Origin of the sequence: Paenarthrobacter sp. RAF54_2 (genome assembly GCF_052113945.1) — a bacterium.
GTDB lineage: Bacteria > Actinomycetota > Actinomycetes > Actinomycetales > Micrococcaceae > Arthrobacter.
In genome coordinates this window covers 243,505-262,498 of the sequence record NZ_JBFRDV010000006.1, presented here as the reverse complement: position 1 = coordinate 262,498, position 18,994 = coordinate 243,505, and the positions used below count along the sequence as shown (strand labels likewise).

At 61.0% G+C, this 18,994-nt stretch carries 20 protein-coding genes, 1 other RNA gene and 1 riboswitch; of the genes, 11 read left to right on the top strand and 10 right to left on the bottom strand.

Annotation, left to right across the window (positions count from 1 at the left end):
- Window positions 1-37 precede the first annotated feature (37 nt).
- From AB4Y87_RS07770 to AB4Y87_RS07760, 3 genes are all read left to right on the top strand, one after another.
- On the top strand, window positions 38-886 hold the full coding sequence (locus AB4Y87_RS07770) for a DUF4097 family beta strand repeat-containing protein (protein WP_442003817.1): 849 nt from the start codon (window positions 38-40) through the stop codon (window positions 884-886).
- Window positions 886-1,500 (top strand): PadR family transcriptional regulator, encoded by a 615-nt coding sequence (locus tag AB4Y87_RS07765; RefSeq protein WP_442003816.1) that lies wholly within the window; start codon window positions 886-888, stop codon window positions 1,498-1,500. Before AB4Y87_RS07770 ends, AB4Y87_RS07765 begins: the two co-directional genes overlap by 1 nt.
- Window positions 1,501-1,591: 91 nt before the next feature.
- On the top strand, window positions 1,592-1,666 hold the full coding sequence (locus tag AB4Y87_RS07760; RefSeq protein WP_369299106.1) for a 50S ribosomal protein bL37: 75 nt from the start codon (window positions 1,592-1,594) through the stop codon (window positions 1,664-1,666).
- A 115-nt stretch (window positions 1,667-1,781) separates the two neighbouring features.
- Here AB4Y87_RS07760 and rsrA read toward each other — a convergent pair whose 3' ends face one another.
- Window positions 1,782-2,042, bottom strand: coding sequence for a mycothiol system anti-sigma-R factor (gene rsrA, locus AB4Y87_RS07755; protein WP_216923992.1), 261 nt, complete (start codon window positions 2,040-2,042; stop codon window positions 1,782-1,784).
- Complete coding sequence (locus AB4Y87_RS07750) at window positions 2,039-2,851, bottom strand: sigma-70 family RNA polymerase sigma factor (RefSeq protein ID WP_442003815.1); 813 nt, start codon at window positions 2,849-2,851, stop codon at window positions 2,039-2,041. The genes rsrA and AB4Y87_RS07750 overlap by 4 nt, the downstream gene beginning before the upstream one ends.
- A 193-nt stretch (window positions 2,852-3,044) precedes the next feature.
- On the opposite strand from AB4Y87_RS07750, the gene AB4Y87_RS07745 reads away from it, so the two are divergent.
- The 7 genes from AB4Y87_RS07745 to AB4Y87_RS07715 all read left to right on the top strand — a co-directional run bounded on the left by AB4Y87_RS07745 (window position 3,045) and on the right by AB4Y87_RS07715 (window position 10,307).
- A complete protein-coding gene (locus AB4Y87_RS07745; RefSeq protein ID WP_442003814.1) occupies window positions 3,045-3,560 on the top strand; it encodes a DoxX family membrane protein in 516 nt (171 codons plus the stop codon).
- A 6-nt stretch (window positions 3,561-3,566) separates the two neighbouring features.
- Complete coding sequence (aroA, locus tag AB4Y87_RS07740; RefSeq protein ID WP_442003813.1) at window positions 3,567-4,955, top strand: 3-phosphoshikimate 1-carboxyvinyltransferase; 1,389 nt, start codon at window positions 3,567-3,569, stop codon at window positions 4,953-4,955.
- Window positions 4,956-4,957: 2 nt separating this feature from the next.
- Window positions 4,958-6,073: a ribosome small subunit-dependent GTPase A gene (gene rsgA, locus AB4Y87_RS07735; RefSeq protein ID WP_442003812.1), complete on the top strand. Its 1,116-nt coding sequence runs from the start codon at window positions 4,958-4,960 to the stop codon at window positions 6,071-6,073.
- A 55-nt stretch (window positions 6,074-6,128) separates the two neighbouring features.
- A complete protein-coding gene (hisN, locus tag AB4Y87_RS07730; RefSeq protein WP_442003811.1) occupies window positions 6,129-6,941 on the top strand; it encodes a histidinol-phosphatase in 813 nt (270 codons plus the stop codon).
- Between the two features lie 182 nt (window positions 6,942-7,123).
- Window positions 7,124-7,237, top strand: a riboswitch (SAM riboswitch).
- Between the two features lie 32 nt (window positions 7,238-7,269).
- Window positions 7,270-8,679 carry an aminotransferase class V-fold PLP-dependent enzyme gene (locus AB4Y87_RS07725; protein WP_442003810.1) on the top strand — a complete coding sequence of 470 codons (1,410 nt, stop codon included), beginning with the start codon at window positions 7,270-7,272 and terminating at the stop codon, window positions 8,677-8,679.
- A 125-nt stretch (window positions 8,680-8,804) separates the two neighbouring features.
- On the top strand, window positions 8,805-9,584 hold the full coding sequence (locus tag AB4Y87_RS07720) for a class I SAM-dependent methyltransferase (protein ID WP_442003982.1): 780 nt from the start codon (window positions 8,805-8,807) through the stop codon (window positions 9,582-9,584).
- Window positions 9,585-9,593: 9 nt separating this feature from the next.
- Entirely contained in the window at window positions 9,594-10,307 is a 714-nt protein-coding gene (locus tag AB4Y87_RS07715; RefSeq protein ID WP_442003809.1) for a metal-dependent transcriptional regulator, read from the top strand.
- Window positions 10,308-10,337: 30 nt separating this feature from the next.
- Here the strand turns inward: AB4Y87_RS07715 and AB4Y87_RS07710 are convergent, their stop codons facing one another.
- Complete coding sequence (locus AB4Y87_RS07710) at window positions 10,338-11,792, bottom strand: MFS transporter (protein WP_442003808.1); 1,455 nt, start codon at window positions 11,790-11,792, stop codon at window positions 10,338-10,340.
- An 88-nt stretch (window positions 11,793-11,880) separates the two neighbouring features.
- On the opposite strand from AB4Y87_RS07710, the gene AB4Y87_RS07705 reads away from it, so the two are divergent.
- Window positions 11,881-12,210 (top strand): hypothetical protein, encoded by a 330-nt coding sequence (locus tag AB4Y87_RS07705; protein ID WP_442003981.1) that lies wholly within the window; start codon window positions 11,881-11,883, stop codon window positions 12,208-12,210.
- A 24-nt stretch (window positions 12,211-12,234) separates the two neighbouring features.
- Here AB4Y87_RS07705 and AB4Y87_RS07700 read toward each other — a convergent pair whose 3' ends face one another.
- From AB4Y87_RS07700 to prfB, 7 genes are all read right to left on the bottom strand, one after another.
- Window positions 12,235-13,248 (bottom strand): S1C family serine protease, encoded by a 1,014-nt coding sequence (locus tag AB4Y87_RS07700; RefSeq protein ID WP_442003807.1) that lies wholly within the window; start codon window positions 13,246-13,248, stop codon window positions 12,235-12,237.
- A 201-nt stretch (window positions 13,249-13,449) separates the two neighbouring features.
- Window positions 13,450-13,818: a transfer-messenger RNA gene (ssrA, locus tag AB4Y87_RS07695) on the bottom strand.
- Window positions 13,819-13,949: 131 nt separating this feature from the next.
- Window positions 13,950-14,420, bottom strand: a complete 471-nt coding sequence (gene smpB / locus AB4Y87_RS07690; RefSeq protein ID WP_017198498.1) for an SsrA-binding protein SmpB — start codon at window positions 14,418-14,420, stop codon at window positions 13,950-13,952.
- A gap of 83 nt (window positions 14,421-14,503) precedes the next feature.
- Window positions 14,504-15,916: a peptidoglycan DD-metalloendopeptidase family protein gene (locus AB4Y87_RS07685; RefSeq protein ID WP_442003980.1), complete on the bottom strand. Its 1,413-nt coding sequence runs from the start codon at window positions 15,914-15,916 to the stop codon at window positions 14,504-14,506.
- A 55-nt stretch (window positions 15,917-15,971) separates the two neighbouring features.
- Window positions 15,972-16,886 carry a permease-like cell division protein FtsX gene (ftsX, locus tag AB4Y87_RS07680; RefSeq protein WP_442003806.1) on the bottom strand — a complete coding sequence of 305 codons (915 nt, stop codon included), beginning with the start codon at window positions 16,884-16,886 and terminating at the stop codon, window positions 15,972-15,974.
- Window positions 16,883-17,647, bottom strand: coding sequence for a cell division ATP-binding protein FtsE (ftsE, locus tag AB4Y87_RS07675; protein ID WP_216924001.1), 765 nt, complete (start codon window positions 17,645-17,647; stop codon window positions 16,883-16,885). Before ftsE ends, ftsX begins: the two co-directional genes overlap by 4 nt.
- Window positions 17,648-17,827: 180 nt before the next feature.
- Window positions 17,828-18,943 carry a peptide chain release factor 2 gene (gene prfB, locus AB4Y87_RS07670; RefSeq protein WP_442003805.1) on the bottom strand — a complete coding sequence of 372 codons (1,116 nt, stop codon included), beginning with the start codon at window positions 18,941-18,943 and terminating at the stop codon, window positions 17,828-17,830.
- Window positions 18,944-18,994: the final 51 nt, after the last annotated feature.

Genomic DNA, 18,994 nt, shown 5'->3' with positions numbered 1-18,994 from the left:
TTTTCATCAACGCGATATATCGCAATTTGGAGGGATCATGTCTGACGAACTTTGGACCGTGACGGGCCCACAAACAATTGATGTGGACGATGTCCACTCGCTCAAACTTGGAATAGTCAAGGGCAGGTTCGACGTCGTCACCCACGACGAACCCTTCGTCCGGATCGAGGTCAGCGAGATCAGCGGTGACCCCCTGACCATCACGCTGGTGAACGGCCGCTTGGAGGTACGCCACCAACTCCAAGGACCACAAGGTTGGTTCCGAAACCTGATGGGTACGGTCAACAACACCAGCACCAACTCCGTAGTGGTCGGGATCGCGCTTCCGCGTGGAGTGGACGTCGAAGCGGGGACAGTAAACGGCGATGGCATGGTCTCCGGCGTCAACGGACGGATTCGGCTCAACACAGTTTCGGGCTCCGTCATGGCTGACGGGACCAGCGGTGAATTGCACGTCAACACCGTCAGTGGCGAGGTCATCGCCAGAAACCACGACGGCGTACTGACCGCCAAGAGCGTTTCGGGTGAAGTCACAGCCTCAGGCAAGTTCAAGAACGTCCGGGCAAGCACGGTGAGCGGGGACCTCAGCTTCGACCTCCACGACTACACCAACGACCTCGGAGCCAATTCGGTGTCAGGGGACCTGACCATCCGGCTGCCGCACGACATCGGCCTGGACATCGTTGCCAAGTCCGCCAGCGGCACCGTCATCATTGATGACCAGATGTATGCCCAGCCCGGAAGTAAGGTGCAGACCATTGTGGGTCCGGATGAGAGGCTCATGCTCGTACGGACGAATACGGTCTCAGGCAAGACTTACATCATGCACGGTACAGCGCCGGCATCCGGAAATGACCGCCCGATGCCTGGGGAGGCGGGTCTCTGATGCCTCCTGTTTTTGCGCATGGCGCCCTGCGCTTGTACCTTCTGGCACTGCTTGAGTCAGGACCCAAGCACGGATATGAGCTCATCAAGGCATTGGGTGACCGGTTCGGCGGTACCTACTCCCCCAGCGCCGGGACGATTTATCCGCGGCTCGGGAAACTGGAGGAGGAAGGCCTTGTGGCTACCGAGACGGAGGGCCGGCGAACAAAGTACTTCATCACGGAAGCGGGGCTGGCGGAACTGAACCGTCGGCGGCAGGAGCTTGCCGACGTCGAGGATAATATCTCAGCCTCCGTGCGGCGGCTGGCCGACAACCTGCGGGAAGACATCAGAACCAACATGCGTGGGCTGAAGGCAGATCTCGCCGCTACAGCGGAAGCCGCGCGCAGCACGGCGACGGCCGCCACCTTCCAAAGCAGAACGTCGGGCTTTTCCCCTGAAGGACACCGAATGCTCAAAGAGGCCGAGCTCCTGGTTCAATCATTCCGCGATGACATCCGCGTGGAGCTGCGTCAACACAGCGCCTCGCACCCGCTGAATCCCGTAACGCTGGAGACAGTACGTGCAGTCCTGGACCAAGCCCGCATCTCCATCAGGAATTCCCTGCGGAGCTGACAACAGTACAGTCCGGTTCGCGAGCGAACGCCCGGATGTGCGAAACTGGAGGGCAGCTCTATTGAGTATCAATCATTGAAGGAGGCCAGCTATGAGCAAGCGTGCACGTAAGCGTCGTGACCGTAAGCGCGGCGGCGCGAACCACGGCAAGCGTCCCAACACCTAAGCCACCGGCTTAGCGTCAAGGCTTAACAGCGAGGGCCCCGGAAACCATACGGTTTCCGGGGCCCTTGGCGTGTGTGGCCTTTTACCTGGCCCATTGCTGGATCAGCGGCATTAAATCAAGCCTCCACCGGCTTGATGGAGTGGATCCGGTCAAGTATTGAGTTCTTGAGGTTCTCCGGCGCAGACTCCGTGCAGGAACGCTTGACCATGGTGCGGATGAGGCACTCAAGGTCATACTGCTCAGCACATTCCTCGCAGGTGTCCAAGTGCTGCTTGATCTCTGTGAGGTCCTCGCGGGTCAATGCGCCGTCGAGGTACTCATAGATCCGCTGCATCCGTGTATCGTCGCAATCGCCCAATCCCTGGCAGTCGCTCATTGCTCTTTCTCCTGATTGTTGCTCCCGGCCGCGGCCTGGTCTTCGGTGTGGGCCTTGAAGCCCCGTTCTGCGGCGTAATCCGCCAGCATGTCCCGCAGCATCTTCCGGCCGCGGTGCAACCGCGACATGACTGTGCCGATCGGGGTGTTCATGATTTCGGAAATCTGCTTGTAGGCATATCCCTCGACGTCGGCGAAGTAGACAGCCAACCGGAATTCCTCCGGGATGGCCTGCAACGCGCTCTTGACATCGGAATCCGGCAGGTGGTCCAAGGCCTCAGCCTCTGCGGAGCGCAACCCGGACGAGGTGTGCGACTCAGCCTTTGCCAACTGCCAATCCTCAATCGTGTCCGAGTTTGACTGCAGCGGTTCACGCTGCCTCTTCCGATAGAGGTTGATGTAGGTATTGGTCAGGATCCGGTAGAGCCAGGCCTTGAGGTTGGTCCCCGGCTTGTACTGGTGAAAAGCCGAAAACGCCTTGGTGTAAGCCTCTTGCACGAGGTCCTCGGCATCTGAGGGATTCCGTGCCATCCGCATCGCCGCTGAATACAGCTGGTCCACGTACTGCATGGCGTCGCGCTCAAACCGCTCCCGCCGCTGTTCGGGAGTTTCCGTGGCGATATCGACGTCGGCCGGTACCGATGCGTCGGCTGTGCTGTCCTCCGGGGACGAGTCGGCTGCTTCGTACATGGCCGCTGCGGCCGGTTCAATGGTGCTCATCGTTGCCAAGTCTACTGTCAGCTTCCGGGAATCCCCCTGTGCAGGATAGCCAGCCTCCAGCAGACCCACACGGTCCTTAACCAAGGTCAAAAAACCAACTCCGTTCAGCGAAGCGGCAACACCATGCCGCGGCCCGGTCTTCACCGTGCCTGTTGTTCACAACGGCAGCCGCTGGGTAAATATTCCGCAAAGGTGCAAGACTAGAGCAGACTGCACCCCTTGAACACAGCACTTAGTGAATAACGTCATGAATCAACATGACAAGCCATCCAGGAGGCAAGACATGTCTGTTATCCGTTTTCTCGCGCGGCCGATGCTCGCGTCCAGCTTCGTCATCGCAGGTCTGGACAAGCTCAAGAACGCGGACGACACTGCCAGGCAATTGTCCCCGGTCCTTCGCCGCGCCTCGGAGTCACTGCCCTTCCCGACTGATGAGAAAGTCCTGGCCCGGGTAATCGGTGGCGCGCAGCTGGGCGCCGGCGCTTTGCTTGGCCTTGGCAAACTCTCCCGCTTCGCGGCAACGGTCCTGGCGTTGACGTCCGCACTGAACTCCTATGTGGAGTGGCGCTCAGCTGACATCAGCACGAAAGAAGGCCGGAACGCCCGCCGCGCCCAACTCCTGAAGAACATTTCCCTGACGGGTGGCGTTTTGCTGGCCTCCGTAGACACAGAAGGCCGCCCCAGCCTTGCATGGCGGGCTGAACACCTGGCAGCCGATGCCAGGAAGGCCACCGGCAAGCAGCTCAAGCGGGCAGACAAAGCAGTACGCAAGGCCGTAGACAACGCAGTTGGAGCATAAGGAAGCATGACAGGTACCACCGCAGCAAACACGGGCTCAACACACTCCGTCGACACCCTGCCCCTTTGGGCGGCTCCCTACGCCACCGGGCCAGTGGATGCCACAGTGACGGTACCGGGCTCAAAATCGCTCACCAACCGTTTCCTGGTCCTTGCCGCATTGGCCGACGGTCCGTCCCGGCTGCGAGCACCCCTTCACTCCCGTGATTCCGTCCTGATGATTCAGGCGCTCAGGCAGTTGGGTGCCACCGTTACCGAGGTACCCGGCGATGGTGATTATGGACCGGACCTTGAGATCACGCCCATGGATCCTTCAGCTTCGGGGGCGGAGACTGCCATCGATTGCGGCCTTGCCGGGACAGTCATGCGCTTCGTTCCACCTTTAGCTGCGCTACGCAATGGTCCAACCACGTTCGACGGCGACCCCCACGCCCGGAAGCGGCCCATGGGGACCATCATCGAGGCACTCCTCGCCCTGGGAGTTCCTGTTGCCACGGAAGGCGGCAGGACGCCGTCGGCCCTTCCCTTCTCGGTGGATGGCACCGGCGAGGTTCGGGGCGGCCACCTGGTAATCGATGCCAGCGCCTCCTCCCAGTTCGTCTCGGCCTTGCTGCTGGTAGGCGCCCGCTTCGCCGAAGGCCTTCACCTGGAACACGTAGGCAAGCCGGTCCCCAGCCTGGACCACATCAATATGACCGTTGCCGTCCTTCGTGGAGTCGGCGTCAAGGTGGACGATTCAGTCCCCAACCACTGGCGAGTCGCGCCCGGCCCCATTCACGCCTTCGACCAGCGGATCGAACAGGACCTTTCCAACGCCGGCCCGTTCCTTGCCGCAGCCCTCGCGACCCATGGCACCGTCAGGATCCCCAACTGGCCCACCCAAACAACCCAGGTGGGTGACCTCTGGCGTAGCATCCTGGTTGAAATGGGAGCCACCGTGACACTCGAAAACGGCACGCTCACCGTGAAGGGCGGGCCTGAAATAAAGGGCGCCGACTTCGACGAGACCAGTGAACTCGCGCCCACCGTCGCTGCGCTGTGCGCCTTGGCTACAGGTCCTTCACGTCTAACCGGGATCGCGCACCTTCGTGGCCATGAAACGGATAGGCTCGCCGCGCTGGCCGCTGAAATCAATCGGCTTGGCGGCGACGCAGAAGAAACAGCCGATGGCCTCATTATCCGTCCGGCCACTCTGCACGCAGGCGTCGTCCACAGCTRCGCTGATCACCGCATGGCTACGGCGGGCGCTATTTTGGGGCTCGCCGTTGAGGGCGTGCAGGTGGAGGATATCGCTACCACGTCCAAGACGATGCCCGAATTTCCGCAGATGTGGGAGGCCATGCTGCAGCACGGCACAGGCGATGACTTGACCGTCACCAGTGAGGCCAGCAACTGAGCATGGGTCGCGACGCAAGCTCCTGGGACGAATCCGATGTCCGGATCCGTCCGAATAAAAAAGGGTCAAGGCCCCGCACCAAGGACCGTCCCAGTCATGATGACGCGGTCATTGGCCGGATTATCACGGTAGACCGAGGGCGCTACACTGCCATCGTTGGCGAAGACTCGGCGGATGAACGCATCATCATCGCTGCACGAGCGCGTGAACTGCGACGAAACCCCGTTGTCCCCGGCGATTTCGTCGCCTTGGTGGGCGACGTATCCGGAGAACCGGATACCCTTGCGCGGCTCGTCCGAATAGAGGAGCGGAAGACGCTCCTGCGGCGCAGCGCCGATGATACCGACCCCATCGAAAGAGTGGTGGTAGCCAACGCAGACCAACTTGTGGTGGTGGTCGCGGCGGCCAATCCGGAGCCCCGAACCGGCTTTATTGACCGCGCCCTGGTTGCAGCCTACGACGCCGGGATCGAGCCCCTGCTGCTCGTCACCAAAGCAGATGTCAAGGATCCTGCAGAGTTGTTGTCGAACTATCTCAGCCTGGACTTTCCCATCATCATCAGCCGTACCGCAGACGATGAAGCATCCGGTATCGATGCCCGCTCGGACGACGGACTGTCCGCGCGGCTGGACAGCCGCGCCGTTGCCGAATTGCGGGCCCACCTTGATGGAAAAGTGACTGTCATGCTGGGCCATTCAGGCGTCGGCAAGTCCACCATGGTTAACGCCCTGACCGGAGCCGAGCGGGCCACCGGTGGTGTCAACGCCGTCACAGGGCGGGGCCGGCACACGTCGTCGTCGGCGCTGGCCTTGAAGCTGGCGGATGCACCGCCGGGTAGCTGGATCATCGATACCCCCGGTATCCGCTCCTTCGGACTCGCGCATGTGGACCCCGACCGCATCCTGCATTCCTTCCCCGATTTGGAACCGGGCACCGAAGCTTGCGACCGCGGTTGCAAGCACGATGCCAGTGCCATCAATTGCGGACTTGACGCGTGGGTGAACGAGGGACACGCCGGTCCTTCCGGGGTGGCCCGCTTGTCTTCGCTCCGGCGGCTGCTGGGCGCGGACCCGCGTTTGGAAGCGAAAGAGACCAAAGAACTGGGTACCGTCAACTAAGCATTGGTGCAAGGCGATCCCAACTGCAGGGAACGTTTCACGATAGTTTGGTGGCATGACCCAACCCGTTTCCAGCTACAACGATGACCTCCGACTGGCCCACGTGCTGGCGGATTCCGTGGATGCCCAAACCATGGACCGCTTCAAGGCCTTGGATCTGCAGGTCGAGACCAAGCCTGACCTCACGCCAGTGACGGATGCCGACAAGGCTGCGGAAGAAGCCATTCGTGGCCAATTGTCGCGCTCGCGCCCCCGTGACGCCGTCCTCGGCGAGGAGTTCGGCAGCAGCGGCCACGGCTCCCGGCGTTGGATCATCGACCCCATCGACGGCACCAAGAACTTCGTTCGGGGAGTTCCTGTATGGGCTACCCTGATCGCACTTGTTGACGAAGGCGAGCCGGTCGTCGGACTTGTCAGTGCTCCGGCGCTGGGCAAGCGTTGGTGGGCAGCAAAGGACATGGGCGCCTATATGGGCCGCTCCCTCGCGTCAGCCACCCGGCTCAAGGTGTCAAACGTTTCGCAGTTGGCAGATGCTTCAATGTCATATTCCAGCCTTTCCGGTTGGAAGGAACGCGGAAATCTGGACGAGTTCCTGGGGTTGACCGAAGACATCTGGCGCACGCGGGCCTATGGCGACTTCTGGTCCTATTGCCTGGTAGCTGAGGGTGCCGTGGATATCGCCTGCGAGCCAGAGTTGAATGTCTACGACATGGCAGCATTGGTTCCCATCGTGACGGAAGCCGGCGGCCGCTTCACGTCACTGGAAGGCGAGGACGGCCCCTTTGGCGGCAACGCCCTGGCCACCAACTCCATCTTGCACTCAGAGGTCCTCAAGCGGCTAAACCCTGCTTTGGATGACCTCCTCTGACCCAGCGGCACCAACTAGCCAACCGGCTTTGCATAGAATTTTCGACGGCGGATGCCTCCTTTTCGGGGCCTCCGCCGTCTTTTCTTCGCCCAAAGCCCAGTTTCCGGACCCTTCGTAACAATGTGCTTAACAAAGCGAAGCGACTTTGGAGCAGGCCAGAGGCGTGCCCTAACCTCTTTACAGGTCACGAGTGCCAGCGCTAAACCCCGGTTTGCTGGCCGGCAACCCTCCATTCGCGGTGGGGTGCCCCGGGTGACGACCTGGCCGGTCCGGAACGGATACGGCAAGCGCGGATCCCCCTGAGGGGGTCCCTCTTGAGTGAGGTCCCATGAGCACTGCTACGTTCAACTCCACCGTTCTGCCGTCCCTTGTGGTCGAAGAAGCAGCGCACGAAGCCGCTGCAGGCAGGCCCCTGGCCGCCGTCACAGGCGCGGAGCTGCAAGCTCCCCTGATCCAGGGTGGCCACGTCCGCTACGCCAACCTTGACTACGGAGCATCCGCTCCAGCGCTGACAATTGTTTCTGCGTATCTCAATGAGATCCTCCCCTACTACGCCAGTGTCCACCGCGGCGCGGGCTACGCTTCCCAGATCAGCACCTCGGTCTACGAGAACTCCCGCGACATCGTCCGTGAATTCGTCGGCGGCCGTCCCGACGATTCCGTCATCTTCACCCGGAACACCACGGACTCGCTGAACCTGTTGGCAGGCTGCCTACCGCAACTGGACGGAAAGCCAACGGGCGAGGTCCTTTACCTGGACATCGAACACCATGCCAATCTCCTCCCCTGGCAGGGCGTCCCTCACCGCAGTGTCGTAGCTGCTTCGACACTGACAGCTACCCTGGCCAAGCTCCGCGAGGAACTTAGCCAAGGGGGCGTCTCGTTGCTCGCAGTCACCGGGGCCTCGAACGTGACCGGTGAGATCCTCCCGATCGCCGAACTCGCAGCCCTTGCGCACGAATACGGTGCCCGGATTGTGGTGGACGCCGCGCAGCTTGCCCCCCACCGCCGCATCAACATCACTGAAGCAGACGTCGACTACATCGTGTTCTCCGGGCACAAGCTCTACGCTCCGTTCGGCGCCGGTGTTGTTGTGGGCCGTCCTGACTGGCTCGACGCCGGTACTCCCCACCTTGCCGGCGGTGGCGCCGTTCGTGAAGCCCGCCTCGACTCGGTCAGCTGGGCTTCAGGTCCCGCCCGCCACGAGGGCGGCTCCCCCAACGTCCTCGGCGCGGCAACATTGGCCCGCGCGACACAGGTGCTGGCAGGCCTGGACCCAGAAGCATGGCATGCCCATGAAGCTGCCATCCGTTCGTATCTCGTTCAGGGACTTGAGGCAATCGACGGCGTGACCGTCCACCGGATCTTCAGCGACTCCGAGGACACCATCGGCGTGGTCAATTTCTCGGTGGAAGGATTCGACGCCGGACTGGTCGCCGCCTATCTCGCTGCAGAACACGGTGTAGGACTTCGTGACGGCCGCTTCTGCGCCCATCCCCTGCTCAAGCGGCTAGGACTCCCTTCCGGTTCCCTGCGAGCCAGCTTCGGCGTGGGCTCCCGACTGGAGGATGCCACACGACTGCTGGCTGGTATTGAAGAACTCAAGCGCACGGGTCTCGGTTGGGACTATGTAGTGGATGAGGGACGCTGGGTACCGGCCAACGACCACCGCAGCTACCCGGAATGGGCACCAAACACCCCGGGCACCGCAGGGGCTGCACCCTGCACGATCGACTGAAACGCAAGTACTGTGCGGTAAATTCGTAGGGTAACTGGCCTTCGCGGTAAAGGAGTCTGTGCGTGGCCGTGCCTTCCCGTAGTGTTTCCGGCGGCGTTGTTTCCGGCGGAAGTGTTTCCGGCCGCATTGGCAGGCCGGGTGGTCCCAAGCTGCATGCCACGCGCCGCCGCGAGCTGGGCCAGAGCTTCCAGGACGGCGGCGAACACTACGATCGCGTTCGGCCCGGCTATCCCACAGACTCAGTGGATTGGCTTCTCCCTCCTGGAGCGAAGTCCGCCGCGGATATTGGTGCAGGCACGGGAAAATTTACGGCACTGCTCGTGGACCGCGGCCTGCAGGTGGCCGCCGTCGATCCTTCCACAGACATGCTGGAGCAACTTCGAAAGTCCTGTCCCGGCGTTGAGGCGTTGGAGGGAACGGCCGAGGCAACAGGGCTGGCGGACTCAGCATTCGACGTCGTCAGCGTTGCCCAGGCATGGCATTGGTGTGACCCGATGAAAGCCAGCACGGAAATCGACCGGATCCTGCGGCCCCACGGAGTACTCGGCCTGATATGGAACCAACTGGACATCTCCGTGCCCTGGGTTCACCGGTTGTCACGCATCATGCACGCCGGGGATGTGCACAAGCCCGGCTTCCGGCCAGTTATCGGACCGGAGTTTATGAACTTGACGAGCCATCTCACCAGCTGGGAGGACGCCGTGTCACCGGAGGACATCCTGGAGCTCACGAAATCGCGCAGCTACTACCTCCGCGCAAATGAAGCCACCCGCTCAAAGGTCATGGGCAACCTGGAGTGGTACCTCTTCGATCATCTGGGCCATGTCCCCGGCCAGCTCCTGGGATTACCATATCTGACCACTACCTGGCGGGCCCGCAAGATCGACGGCGCCCCGCCACGGTAGGCTTGGTGTGTGAAGACCAGTACGCCCTCCTCCTCGATCGAGGACTACGTCAAGGTCATCTACTCCTATACGGAGTGGCAGGACAAACCAATTACGTCCTCGCAGCTTGCCCTGCGGCTTGGCGTTGCCAATTCCTCGGTGTCTGAAATGGTCCGTAAACTCAAGGACCAGGGCTTGGTGGACCACCAACCGTACAGTGCCATCCGGCTGACTCCGGAGGGCATGCACCTGGCACTGTCAATGGTTCGGCGTCACCGCCTCATTGAGACGTACCTCGTTGACGAACTCGGCTATAGCTGGGACGAAGTCCATGATGAAGCTGAGATGTTGGAACATGCGGTGTCCGATACCTTCATTGAGCGTATGGCCGCCAAGCTTGGCCATCCCCTCCGGGATCCTCACGGCGACCCTATTCCCTCGGCTGACGGATCGGTGGAACTTCCCCACGCCTACCGCATGATCGAGTTGGACGAAGGCCACTCAGGCCGCATCACCCGGATCAGCGATGAAAATCCTGATCTTCTTCGCTATCTCGCCTCAGAAAAGATCACCTTGGACGCGCCTGTGGAAGTGGTGGGGCGCAAGCCATTCGGCGGAGCACTGGTCGTTCGGATTGGCAGCGGACCCCAACGCCGCGAATTCGATCTCGCGGACGAAGTTACGGCGGCACTTTGGGTCCAAAGCGCCGAAATCCACGAAGGCTGCGTGCTTCCCGCGCGCTGACTTGTGCACTGCAGAGGCACGTGGCACAGGCTAGCTGCGCTGCCCAGCCGGCCCGCCGTCGTCGGACGCTGGATCCGGTGCACTGTCAGCGGCAACTGCCGCTTCGAGCACGGGGTTGCGGATCCCGACGGCGGACGCCACCGCCCCGACAACGAACAGTGCCGCTGTGACAACCAAGGCGTTGTACAAGCCCTGCCGTGTAAACACCGGACCAACGATCAGGCCGGCAAAGGCAATGCAGATGAGGCCGGCAATACGGGCCACGGCGTTGTTGACCGCCGAACCAATCCCGGCCTCTTCCTGCGGTACCGCACCCAGAATCGCTGCGGTGAGTGGCGCCACGAGGGTGGTGAGTCCCAAGCCAAAGACGATCTGGCCTGGCAGCACCTGGGCCCAGTAGTTCAGCGGCTCCTGGATGGAGAGGGACATCAGAAAGCCCACACCGCATAACAACGGCCCCACGGTCATGAACCATCGCGGACCATATTTTCCAGCCAGCCCACCGAAGTAGGACGCAGTCAGCATCAGGATGACGGTCGCTGGAAGCAAGGCAATTCCCGCGATCGTAGCGCCCATCCCTCCAACCTGTTGGAGGTAGATTCCCAGGACGAAGAATCCGAGGGATATCCCGCCGTAAATCGCGAGCGTGGCAAGGTTGCCCCAACCAAAGTTCCTTATGGCAAACAGCCTCAAGGGCAGCATCGGCTCCTTGGTCCTTGCCTCGTGGACCAGGAACAACACCATTGCCACCACGCCGGCCAGGAGCGGCAGCCACACCTGGACGCTCGCCCAACCCATCCGGCCCTGTTCAATGAAGGCATAGACGGGACCACCGAGTCCGATCATTGCCAGAACAGCGCCGAGGTAGTCGATTCCCTTGCTCTTGTCCCTGGCCGCATCCGACGCCCGAAGGCCTGCGAGCACCGGCCAGATGGCGACGGCAGGAACAACGTTGATGAAGAAAATCACCCGCCACGACAGCAGGTCTACAGAGACTCCACCAATCAGCGGTGCGACGATGGCGGCGGCACTGGTCCATCCGGACCATTGGCCGATCGCTTTGGACTGGGAAGGCCCGGAGAACGATGTAACGATCATTGCCAACGAGCTGGGCACCAGGAGGGCGCCTGCAATACCTTGAAGTGCGCGGGACACCACCAGGACTTCCCCGTTCCAGGCCAGGCCGCACATCACCGATGTCAGGGCAAAGCCCGCCAGCCCCCATTCGAGGATCCGAGCCCGGCCAAAGTGGTCCGATAATGAACCGGCCACCAGAATGAGGGCCCCGAGGGTCAACAGATAGGCATCCACCACCCATTGCTGGATGACCAAGCCACCGCCAAGTTCACGTCCGATGGCCGGGAGCGCAAGGTTCACCACGAAACCATCCAGGATGGCGATAAAAGAAGCCACAATTGCAACGACGAGCACCCGCTTTTGAAGCGGCGTTCTCGGCAGCAAAGCTACAGCATCCGTCATGTGCACAGCCTACGCGGCATTCGTCCACGGCGACGTCCCGTATCGTTAAACAGTGATTAGCAGACGTGACGCAGCATTGGCCCTTGATATCTCCATGGAAATGGCCCAGCGCCACGGCATCCCGTCCCGGCTGTCAGAAGCCGAACTTCGCAGCCTCCAGGACAACCCACCAGCCTGGCTGGTCCAGTCACGTGCCAACCGCACGGGCAAACGGCCTGTTTGGGTCCACCTGAGCTGCGCGGTTTGCGGGTATTCAGAGGCGGTGCGGCCCAAAAAGTGGTGGCCAGACTTCTCATTCGTCTTTTGTGGCCACCACAAGAACAGTGAACTGCCGGAATTGTTCCTGGGTGACGTGCGCAGCGAATATGAAGGCGTCGGTAGCCGCTTTGTGGGCGTGGTCGACGTCCGCGAGGAACAAGCCTAGGCTCGCCTCATCGTTGCTGGCTCGTTATTGCTGCTGGCTCATCTCCGAGGGAACGGCCATCAGCTGTACCGTTTTCCCGTCACGCAGCACGGTCAAAGGGAATGGTTCGCCTATGGCCTCGGCGAACAGCAGCTTCTGAAGACTCTCTGCACTCGATACAGCCCTGCCCTGCGCCCGAAGCACCAGGTCCCCCGGCTGGAGCCCCGACAATTCAGCAGGTGAGCCGGCGATGACCTCCACCACACGGAGCCCCTCTTTCTGGCCCGTGCGCACCACAGCACTGGCATCGAGTGGAATAGGCGTACTCACCAAGCCCAAGTAGGCGCGTCGCACCCTCCCATCCTTGAGCAAGGAGGCGATGATCCGCTGGGTTGTCCTATTAATAGGTACGGCGAGTCCGAGGCCCAGTCCGGCTATGGCCGTGTTGATGCCCACGATGCGGCCCCGGGTGTCGGCAAGGGCGCCCCCGGAATTGCCCGGGTTGAGGGCCGCGTCAGTCTGGATGACATCCTCAATCACACGCCGGTGCTCCCCTGCACGGACTGGAATGGATCGTCCCAAGCCGCTGACCACCCCGGCAGTCACTGATCCCGCCAAGCCCAGCGGATTGCCCACTGCGATCACCAGCTGGCCAACCCGTAACGAGTCGGCGTTACCCAAAATGGCGGGTGGCGGAGTGGGTTTGAGACCACGCACCACTGCGAGGTCAGACAATGGGTCCGCCCCCACGAGTTCGACGTCCGTCTGCTTGCCGTTCGCAAACACCGCTCTTCCGGACTGGATACCTGCCACCACATGGGCATTGGTGAGCATGTATCCATCACCGGTGAAGACCACGGCCGATCCGCTGCCCACACGAAGTTGACCGTTCCGGCGCGCACTGGTCATCTCGATAGCGGCGACGTGCGGCGTGACGGACTCCGCGACCCGGATGACGATCTGTGAGTACGCGTCCAAGGCCGCGTCGTCACCCTGCTCTTCAGGCGGTTCTGAATCCCGGCCGTCATCCGGAATTTCAAACTCTGGCTCGGTACTCATCACATGCCTCCTGCTACCGCGGTGCCGTGCACGTCCTGTCCGGTTCAGTCCAGTTCAGTGCCTACCCTGTACAACGGTCGGGGCGGGGCGGCTAGTCCGCGTTCCCCTACGCCGTGGGTGAACGGTATTTGCGGCAGGTTCAGGCAGGAGCAGGTTCAGGCATAGTAAAAGCCCCCGGATCACGAGGATCCGAGGGCTTTCCGGTGGAGATGGGGGGAATTGAACCCCCGTCCGATGTCGTTTTGTCAGGGCTTCTCCGGGCGCAGTTTGCGTCGGATTTTCTCGGCCCCAGCCATCCTGCAAACAGGTGGCTGATCCGGGCCCAGTCATCTAAAAGTCCCGTTTACCTCAATGACGAAGGCAAACAGCAGTGGCTATCTAAATGACGCCAGGAACCGGGGCGATAGCAACCCCGGGCTGACGGACTGTCTTACTGCTTAGGCAGCGAGAGCGAAGTCAGTGCGCTTAGATTCGGCACTTATTGGTTTGCAGACAGCGTTTACGAGATAATTCTGCATCCTCGGCCCGCTTCACCTGTCGCGACTAACATCGTCGAAACCGATCATCCCCGTATTCTGTTACCAAACCGGCAAGGCATTCATCAAGTGATCAAATCCCTACCGGACTATCCATCATAACGCATTCGCCCGGAAGATCATTCCCGCGACACAAGCCCTGGGCGGAAGCATCCGCATTCAGACCTAGCGCCGGTTGCGCTCCCGCAGTTCGCGCAACGATTCGCGCTTATCCTGCTGCTCACGCAGCGTTTGGCGCTTGTCGTAGTCCTTTTTACCTCGAGCTATGGCTATTTCAACCTTTGCCCGGCCGTCCAGGAAGTAAAGCTGCAACGGCACCACGGTGAAACCGGATTCGCGGATCTTTTGGGAGATCTTGTCCAGTTCGTCGCGGTGAAGCAAAAGCTTACGACGGCGGCGCGCGGCGTGGTTGGTCCAGCTCCCCTGGTGATATTCAGGGATGTGGATGCCCTCCATCCACAGTTCGTCATTGTAGAAGGTGCAGAAGCCGTCCACCATGGAGGCGTGGCCTTCACGGAGCGATTTCACTTCCGTACCCATCAGCGCAATGCCAGCTTCATAGGTATCCAGGACATGGTAGTTATGCCGGGCCTTCCGATTGGTGGCCACTACCTTACGGCCACTTTCCTTGGGCACGGTAGAACTCCTTGTTAGATGCGGATTTCAACTAGTGTACGCCAGAGCCCGCAGGCCTTGGTCGCTGACAAAGGGTCGGCCCACTAGAGGAGGGTCATCGGATCCACTGCCGCCCCGTTCAGCCAGGTTTCGAAGTGTGCGTGGCACCCCGTCGAGTTACCTGTGCTACCCGAGTACGCAATGAGTTGTCCCTGCGATACCTGCTGGCCGTTGGAAACCACGATGCTGCTGTTGTGGTAGTAAATGGTTGTCAGGGAGTTGCCCTGCACCACACCGTGGGACAGCTTCACGCGCCATCCACCGCCGTCGGCCGAGTTCCAGCCGGAGTTGAAGACGGTACCAGCCGCTGCGGCGTAAACAGGAGTACCGCAGGCTGCACCGAAGTCGATGCCGGTGTGCATGTAACCACCCGTGCCGTAGAAATCGATGGTTCCGGGCGGGGTTGCCCGCCAACCGAATCCTGACGTGATGGGTACGTAGCTGGCGAAGGGGTGTCGCAAACCAAACGCGGACGGCGAACCCACCGGCGGGACATACGGCTGCTCGGGCGGTGCCGGCTTTCCTTGCGCTGCTGCTGCGGCAGCCGCAGCAGCAGCGGCTTCCGCGGCAAGGCGACGCTGCTCGGCCTCCCACGCCTCGCGAAGCTTGCGGTCCCTCTCGACGATTTCGGCCGCAACAGAGTCCTGTTCGGCCTTCACACGGGCAAGATCGGCTTCAATACCGGGCTTGGCCGCCTGTAGTTGTCCATTCAGGCGGGTGGTGTCCTCGATGAGCTTGTCGACTTCGGCCTTCTTGCTCGCAGCCTCGTCGCGCGCAGCCTTTTCCCGCTCCAGCGCGGCGTCGGCTTTGGCCTTCAGGTCCTGGATCTCAGCCTCGACGGCGGCCAGCCGGGCCTGCGAGTTTACGTTGGTGGCGTTCTGCTGGGTCAACTTGGTCATCGCAGCGTTCTGGCTTCGCATGGCCTGATCGGCGAGGTCCATGGATTCTGTCAGGCTGCCGGACTCGTTGGATCCGAAGAGCAGGGCGATGTTGGTGGGCACACCCCCGGATTTATAGGCCTGGGAGGCGATCTGGCCGATCAATTTCTTTGTATCGGTGATCTTCTGCTTGTCACTCTCAAGCTGCTCAGTAATTTTGGCTTTGTTCTGCTGGGCGAGCTCCACCCGGGCTGCCAACGCCTCGACCTCCTTGACAGCACTAGCCACGCGGCCCTGCGCTTCGAGAAGTGCCTGCTGGGCGCCCGGGAGGCGTCCTTGGTAGATGACGAGGTCGCCGGCGGCCTTGGCGATCTTCGAGTCCACAAACTCCAAGGACGCCTGAACGCGCGCCGATTCGGCCTCGAGCGCAGCTTGTTGGTCGTCCAGGCTGTCCGCATGGGCCGTAGGTACAGCGGACAGGAGGCTGACGGCGAGGCCCAAGGCGAGCACGCCACCAAGAATCCTGGCTTGGCCGGACGCAAGCCGCCGACGCAGGGAGTTCTGGTCCAACGTGGTCATCATGAGTCCTTTTCGCTTGTCAGCAGAGTCGTTCGCAGCCGCCCGTCATCCATCACTAAACCTTCAAGTAACGCCGGAGGGTCAACAAGGAGGATATCCCGGCCAAGCCACCGCCGAGCGCAATCAGCACCGGTGCGATCACCAGGACCTGCGTCGATGAGATGAAGGGAGTGTTAAGGAATTGCCTGGACAGATCACCGTTGAGCCAAAAGTGTGCCATCAGCCACAGCGTCACGGAGGCCAACAACGCTCCGACAACAGCGGCGATCACGCCCTCGAGGATGAACGGCAACTGGATGACTGTCTTGGAGGCGCCCACCAAGCGCATGATCCCCGTTTCCCGACGCCGGCTGAACGCCGATAGCCGGATCGTGGTGGTTATCAGCAGCACCGCACAGAAGATCATCACCGCGGCCACACCCATCGCGGCCACAGAAGCGCCGTTCATCCAGGAGAAGATCCGCTCCAATACCTGACGCTGGTCACTCACCGTCTCAACGCCCGGTTGCGAGGAAAATGTTTCGCTGATGATCTGGTACTTCTCGGGGTTCTTCATGTTGATACGGAACGACGCCGGCAACTGGTCCTCGGACACGGAATCAACAATCGGCGAATTCGAGAACTGCTCTTTGAAGTGCTTGTAGGCCTCGGCTTGGGATTCGAATTGGAAGTCGTTGATGTACTGCTTGACTGCAGAAGACTCCAACATTGCCTGCAGATTGGCCTGTTGTTCCTTTGTGGCCGGCCCCGAGGCGCAACCAACCGCCGTCGAGCCGTCGTTACAGAGGAAGACCGCAACCTGGACTTTGTCGTACCAGTAGCCCTTCATCTGGTTGATCTGCATCTGCAGCATTCCGGCTGCGCCAACGAACGTCAGGGATACAAACGTCACCAAGACGACCGAGATCACCATGGACAGGTTGCGGCGCAGGCCGCTGCCGATTTCCCCGAGGATGAAAAGGAGCCTCACAGCTGTGCCCCCTGCGCGCGGTTGAGTTCCTCGCCACTGGCGTCCTTCAGCCGCCGCGATTCGCCCACAACCGGAATCATGGACGTGTACAGTGCCTTCGCTTCGTCACGGATGACCTTGCCATTCTTGAGCTCCACCACGCGGCGGCGCATTTCGTTAACGATGTCGTCGTCGTGGGTAGCCATGACCACAGTGGTGCCGTTCTGGTTAATCTTGTCCAAAACTCCCATGATTCCCATGGACGTAATGGGGTCAAGGTTCCCTGTGGGTTCGTCCGCAAGGAGAATGCCTGGGCGATTGACGACGGCGCGGGCAATCGCCACACGCTGCTGCTCGCCGCCTGAAAGTTCGTGAGGCATCCGCTTTTCTTTGCCCTCAAGGCCAACGGTCTTCAATACCTCAGGTACCGTCTCCCGGATGATGGAGCGGCTCTTGCCGATGACCTGCATGGCAAAGGCTACGTTCGCGAAGACGTTCTTCTGCGGGAGGAGACGGAAATCCTGGAAGACCACACCGATACCCCTGCGAAGCTTGGGCACTCGCCAGCTCGAGATGTTGGCCACGTTCTGGCCGGCAACGTAAACCGAACCTGAGGATGCTTTGTCTTCCTTCAGGATCAATCTCAGGAAGGTGGATTTTCCTGAGCCTGAGGCACCCACCAGGAAGGTGAATTCACCGCGGTTGATCTCAAGGCTGACAGAATCGAGCGCCGGTCGGGCATTCTGCTCGTAGACCTTGGTGACATTCTCAAATCTGATCATGGCCCTTTAGAACCCCGCCGGACATGACGTACTCGCCCAGTCCAACAGCCGGAGCGCGGGCTTTCGATGGGGGAAGTGAGAGCACCGGCCACTCGACTATACGCACGCAGCAGCCGGGATTCCGGGGGTTTGGGGGGGCGTGTCGTGGAATCGGACGCCTCCGGTACGCGGGCTAAGACCCTAGTTGTCAGCGTTGCGGTTGCCGGTGCGCCAACGGATACCGGCGTCGATGAAGTCATCGATGTCGCCGTCCAGAACAGCCGAAGTGTTGCCTACTTCGTGTTCCGTGCGGAGGTCCTTGACCATCTGGTAAGGATTGAGTACATAGGAGCGCATCTGGTCACCCCAGGACGCCTTGACATCACCTGCCAAGGCTTTCTTTTCAGCGTCCTGCTGTTCCTTCTTAACAAGCAGCAACCGCGACTGGAGCACACGCAGGGCCGCTGCCCTGTTTTGAAGCTGCGACTTTTCGTTCTGCATTGAAACGACGATCCCCGTGGGAATGTGTGTCAAGCGCACGGCGGAGTCCGTGGTGTTGACGGATTGGCCACCTGGTCCAGAGGACCGGAAGACATCAACGCGGATTTCGTTGTCCGGAATCTCGATGGAGTCGGTCTGTTCAATCAGCGGGATGACCTCAACGGCGGCGAACGACGTCTGCCGTCGGCCCTGGTTGTCAAAGGGACTGATACGGACCAGGCGGTGTGTGCCCGCCTCGACACTCAGGGTGCCGAAAGCGTACGGCGCCTTGACCTCGAACGTGGCGGACTTCAGGCCTGCTTCTTCAGCATAGGACGTGTCCATGACGGTAGTGGGGTAACCATGACGCTCCGCCCACCGCAGGTACATACGCATCAGCATCTCGGCGAAGTCGGCAGCGTCAACACCACCTGCTCCTGCCCTGATGGTCACTACGGCTTCCCGTTCGTCGTACTCGCCGGACAACAGGGTGACGATTTCGAGCTCGGCGAGGGCTTTGCGAATAGAAGCAAGTTCTTTCGCGGCCTCGGCCATTGAGGCTTCGTCGCCCTCATCCTGGCCGAGCTCCACCAGTACTTCGAGGTCGTCTATCCGGGAGGCAAGCTTGGACAACCGCTCCACTTCAGCTTGCCGGTGAGACAAACGCGAAGTGACAACTTGCGCCGATGCGGGGTCATCCCAAAGGTCCGGCGCGCCAGCCTGCTCACTCAATTCGGCGATTTCTGCCTTCAAGGCATCAATATCGGTGACGTTCTCGATGGAACTGTAAGTGGCGCGAAGCGCGCGGATTTCTGCGGGAAAATCAATCTCAGCCATGGTCTTTCCAGCGTACGCTATCAGCCGGACTCCCCCGACTGTGCGCCGTCA

Coding starts and splice junctions, on each gene's coding strand:
- AB4Y87_RS07700 (WP_442003807.1), bottom strand. CDS start 13,248: ATGAGTACCGAGCCAGAGTTTGAAATTCCGGATGACGGCCGGGATTCA.
- AB4Y87_RS07770 (WP_442003817.1), top strand. CDS start 38: ATGTCTGACGAACTTTGGACCGTGACGGGCCCACAAACAATTGATGTG.
- rsrA (WP_216923992.1), bottom strand. CDS start 2,042: ATGAGCGACTGCCAGGGATTGGGCGATTGCGACGATACACGGATGCAG.
- prfB (WP_442003805.1), bottom strand. CDS start 18,943: ATGGCTGAGATTGATTTTCCCGCAGAAATCCGCGCGCTTCGCGCCACT.
- ftsE (WP_216924001.1), bottom strand. CDS start 17,647: ATGATCAGATTTGAGAATGTCACCAAGGTCTACGAGCAGAATGCCCGA.
- AB4Y87_RS07685 (WP_442003980.1), bottom strand. CDS start 15,916: ATGACCACGTTGGACCAGAACTCCCTGCGTCGGCGGCTTGCGTCCGGC.
- AB4Y87_RS07725 (WP_442003810.1), top strand. CDS start 7,270: ATGAGCACTGCTACGTTCAACTCCACCGTTCTGCCGTCCCTTGTGGTC.
- rsgA (WP_442003812.1), top strand. CDS start 4,958: ATGGGTCGCGACGCAAGCTCCTGGGACGAATCCGATGTCCGGATCCGT.
- hisN (WP_442003811.1), top strand. CDS start 6,129: ATGACCCAACCCGTTTCCAGCTACAACGATGACCTCCGACTGGCCCAC.
- AB4Y87_RS07705 (WP_442003981.1), top strand. CDS start 11,881: ATGGAAATGGCCCAGCGCCACGGCATCCCGTCCCGGCTGTCAGAAGCC.
- AB4Y87_RS07745 (WP_442003814.1), top strand. CDS start 3,045: ATGTCTGTTATCCGTTTTCTCGCGCGGCCGATGCTCGCGTCCAGCTTC.
- AB4Y87_RS07765 (WP_442003816.1), top strand. CDS start 886: ATGCCTCCTGTTTTTGCGCATGGCGCCCTGCGCTTGTACCTTCTGGCA.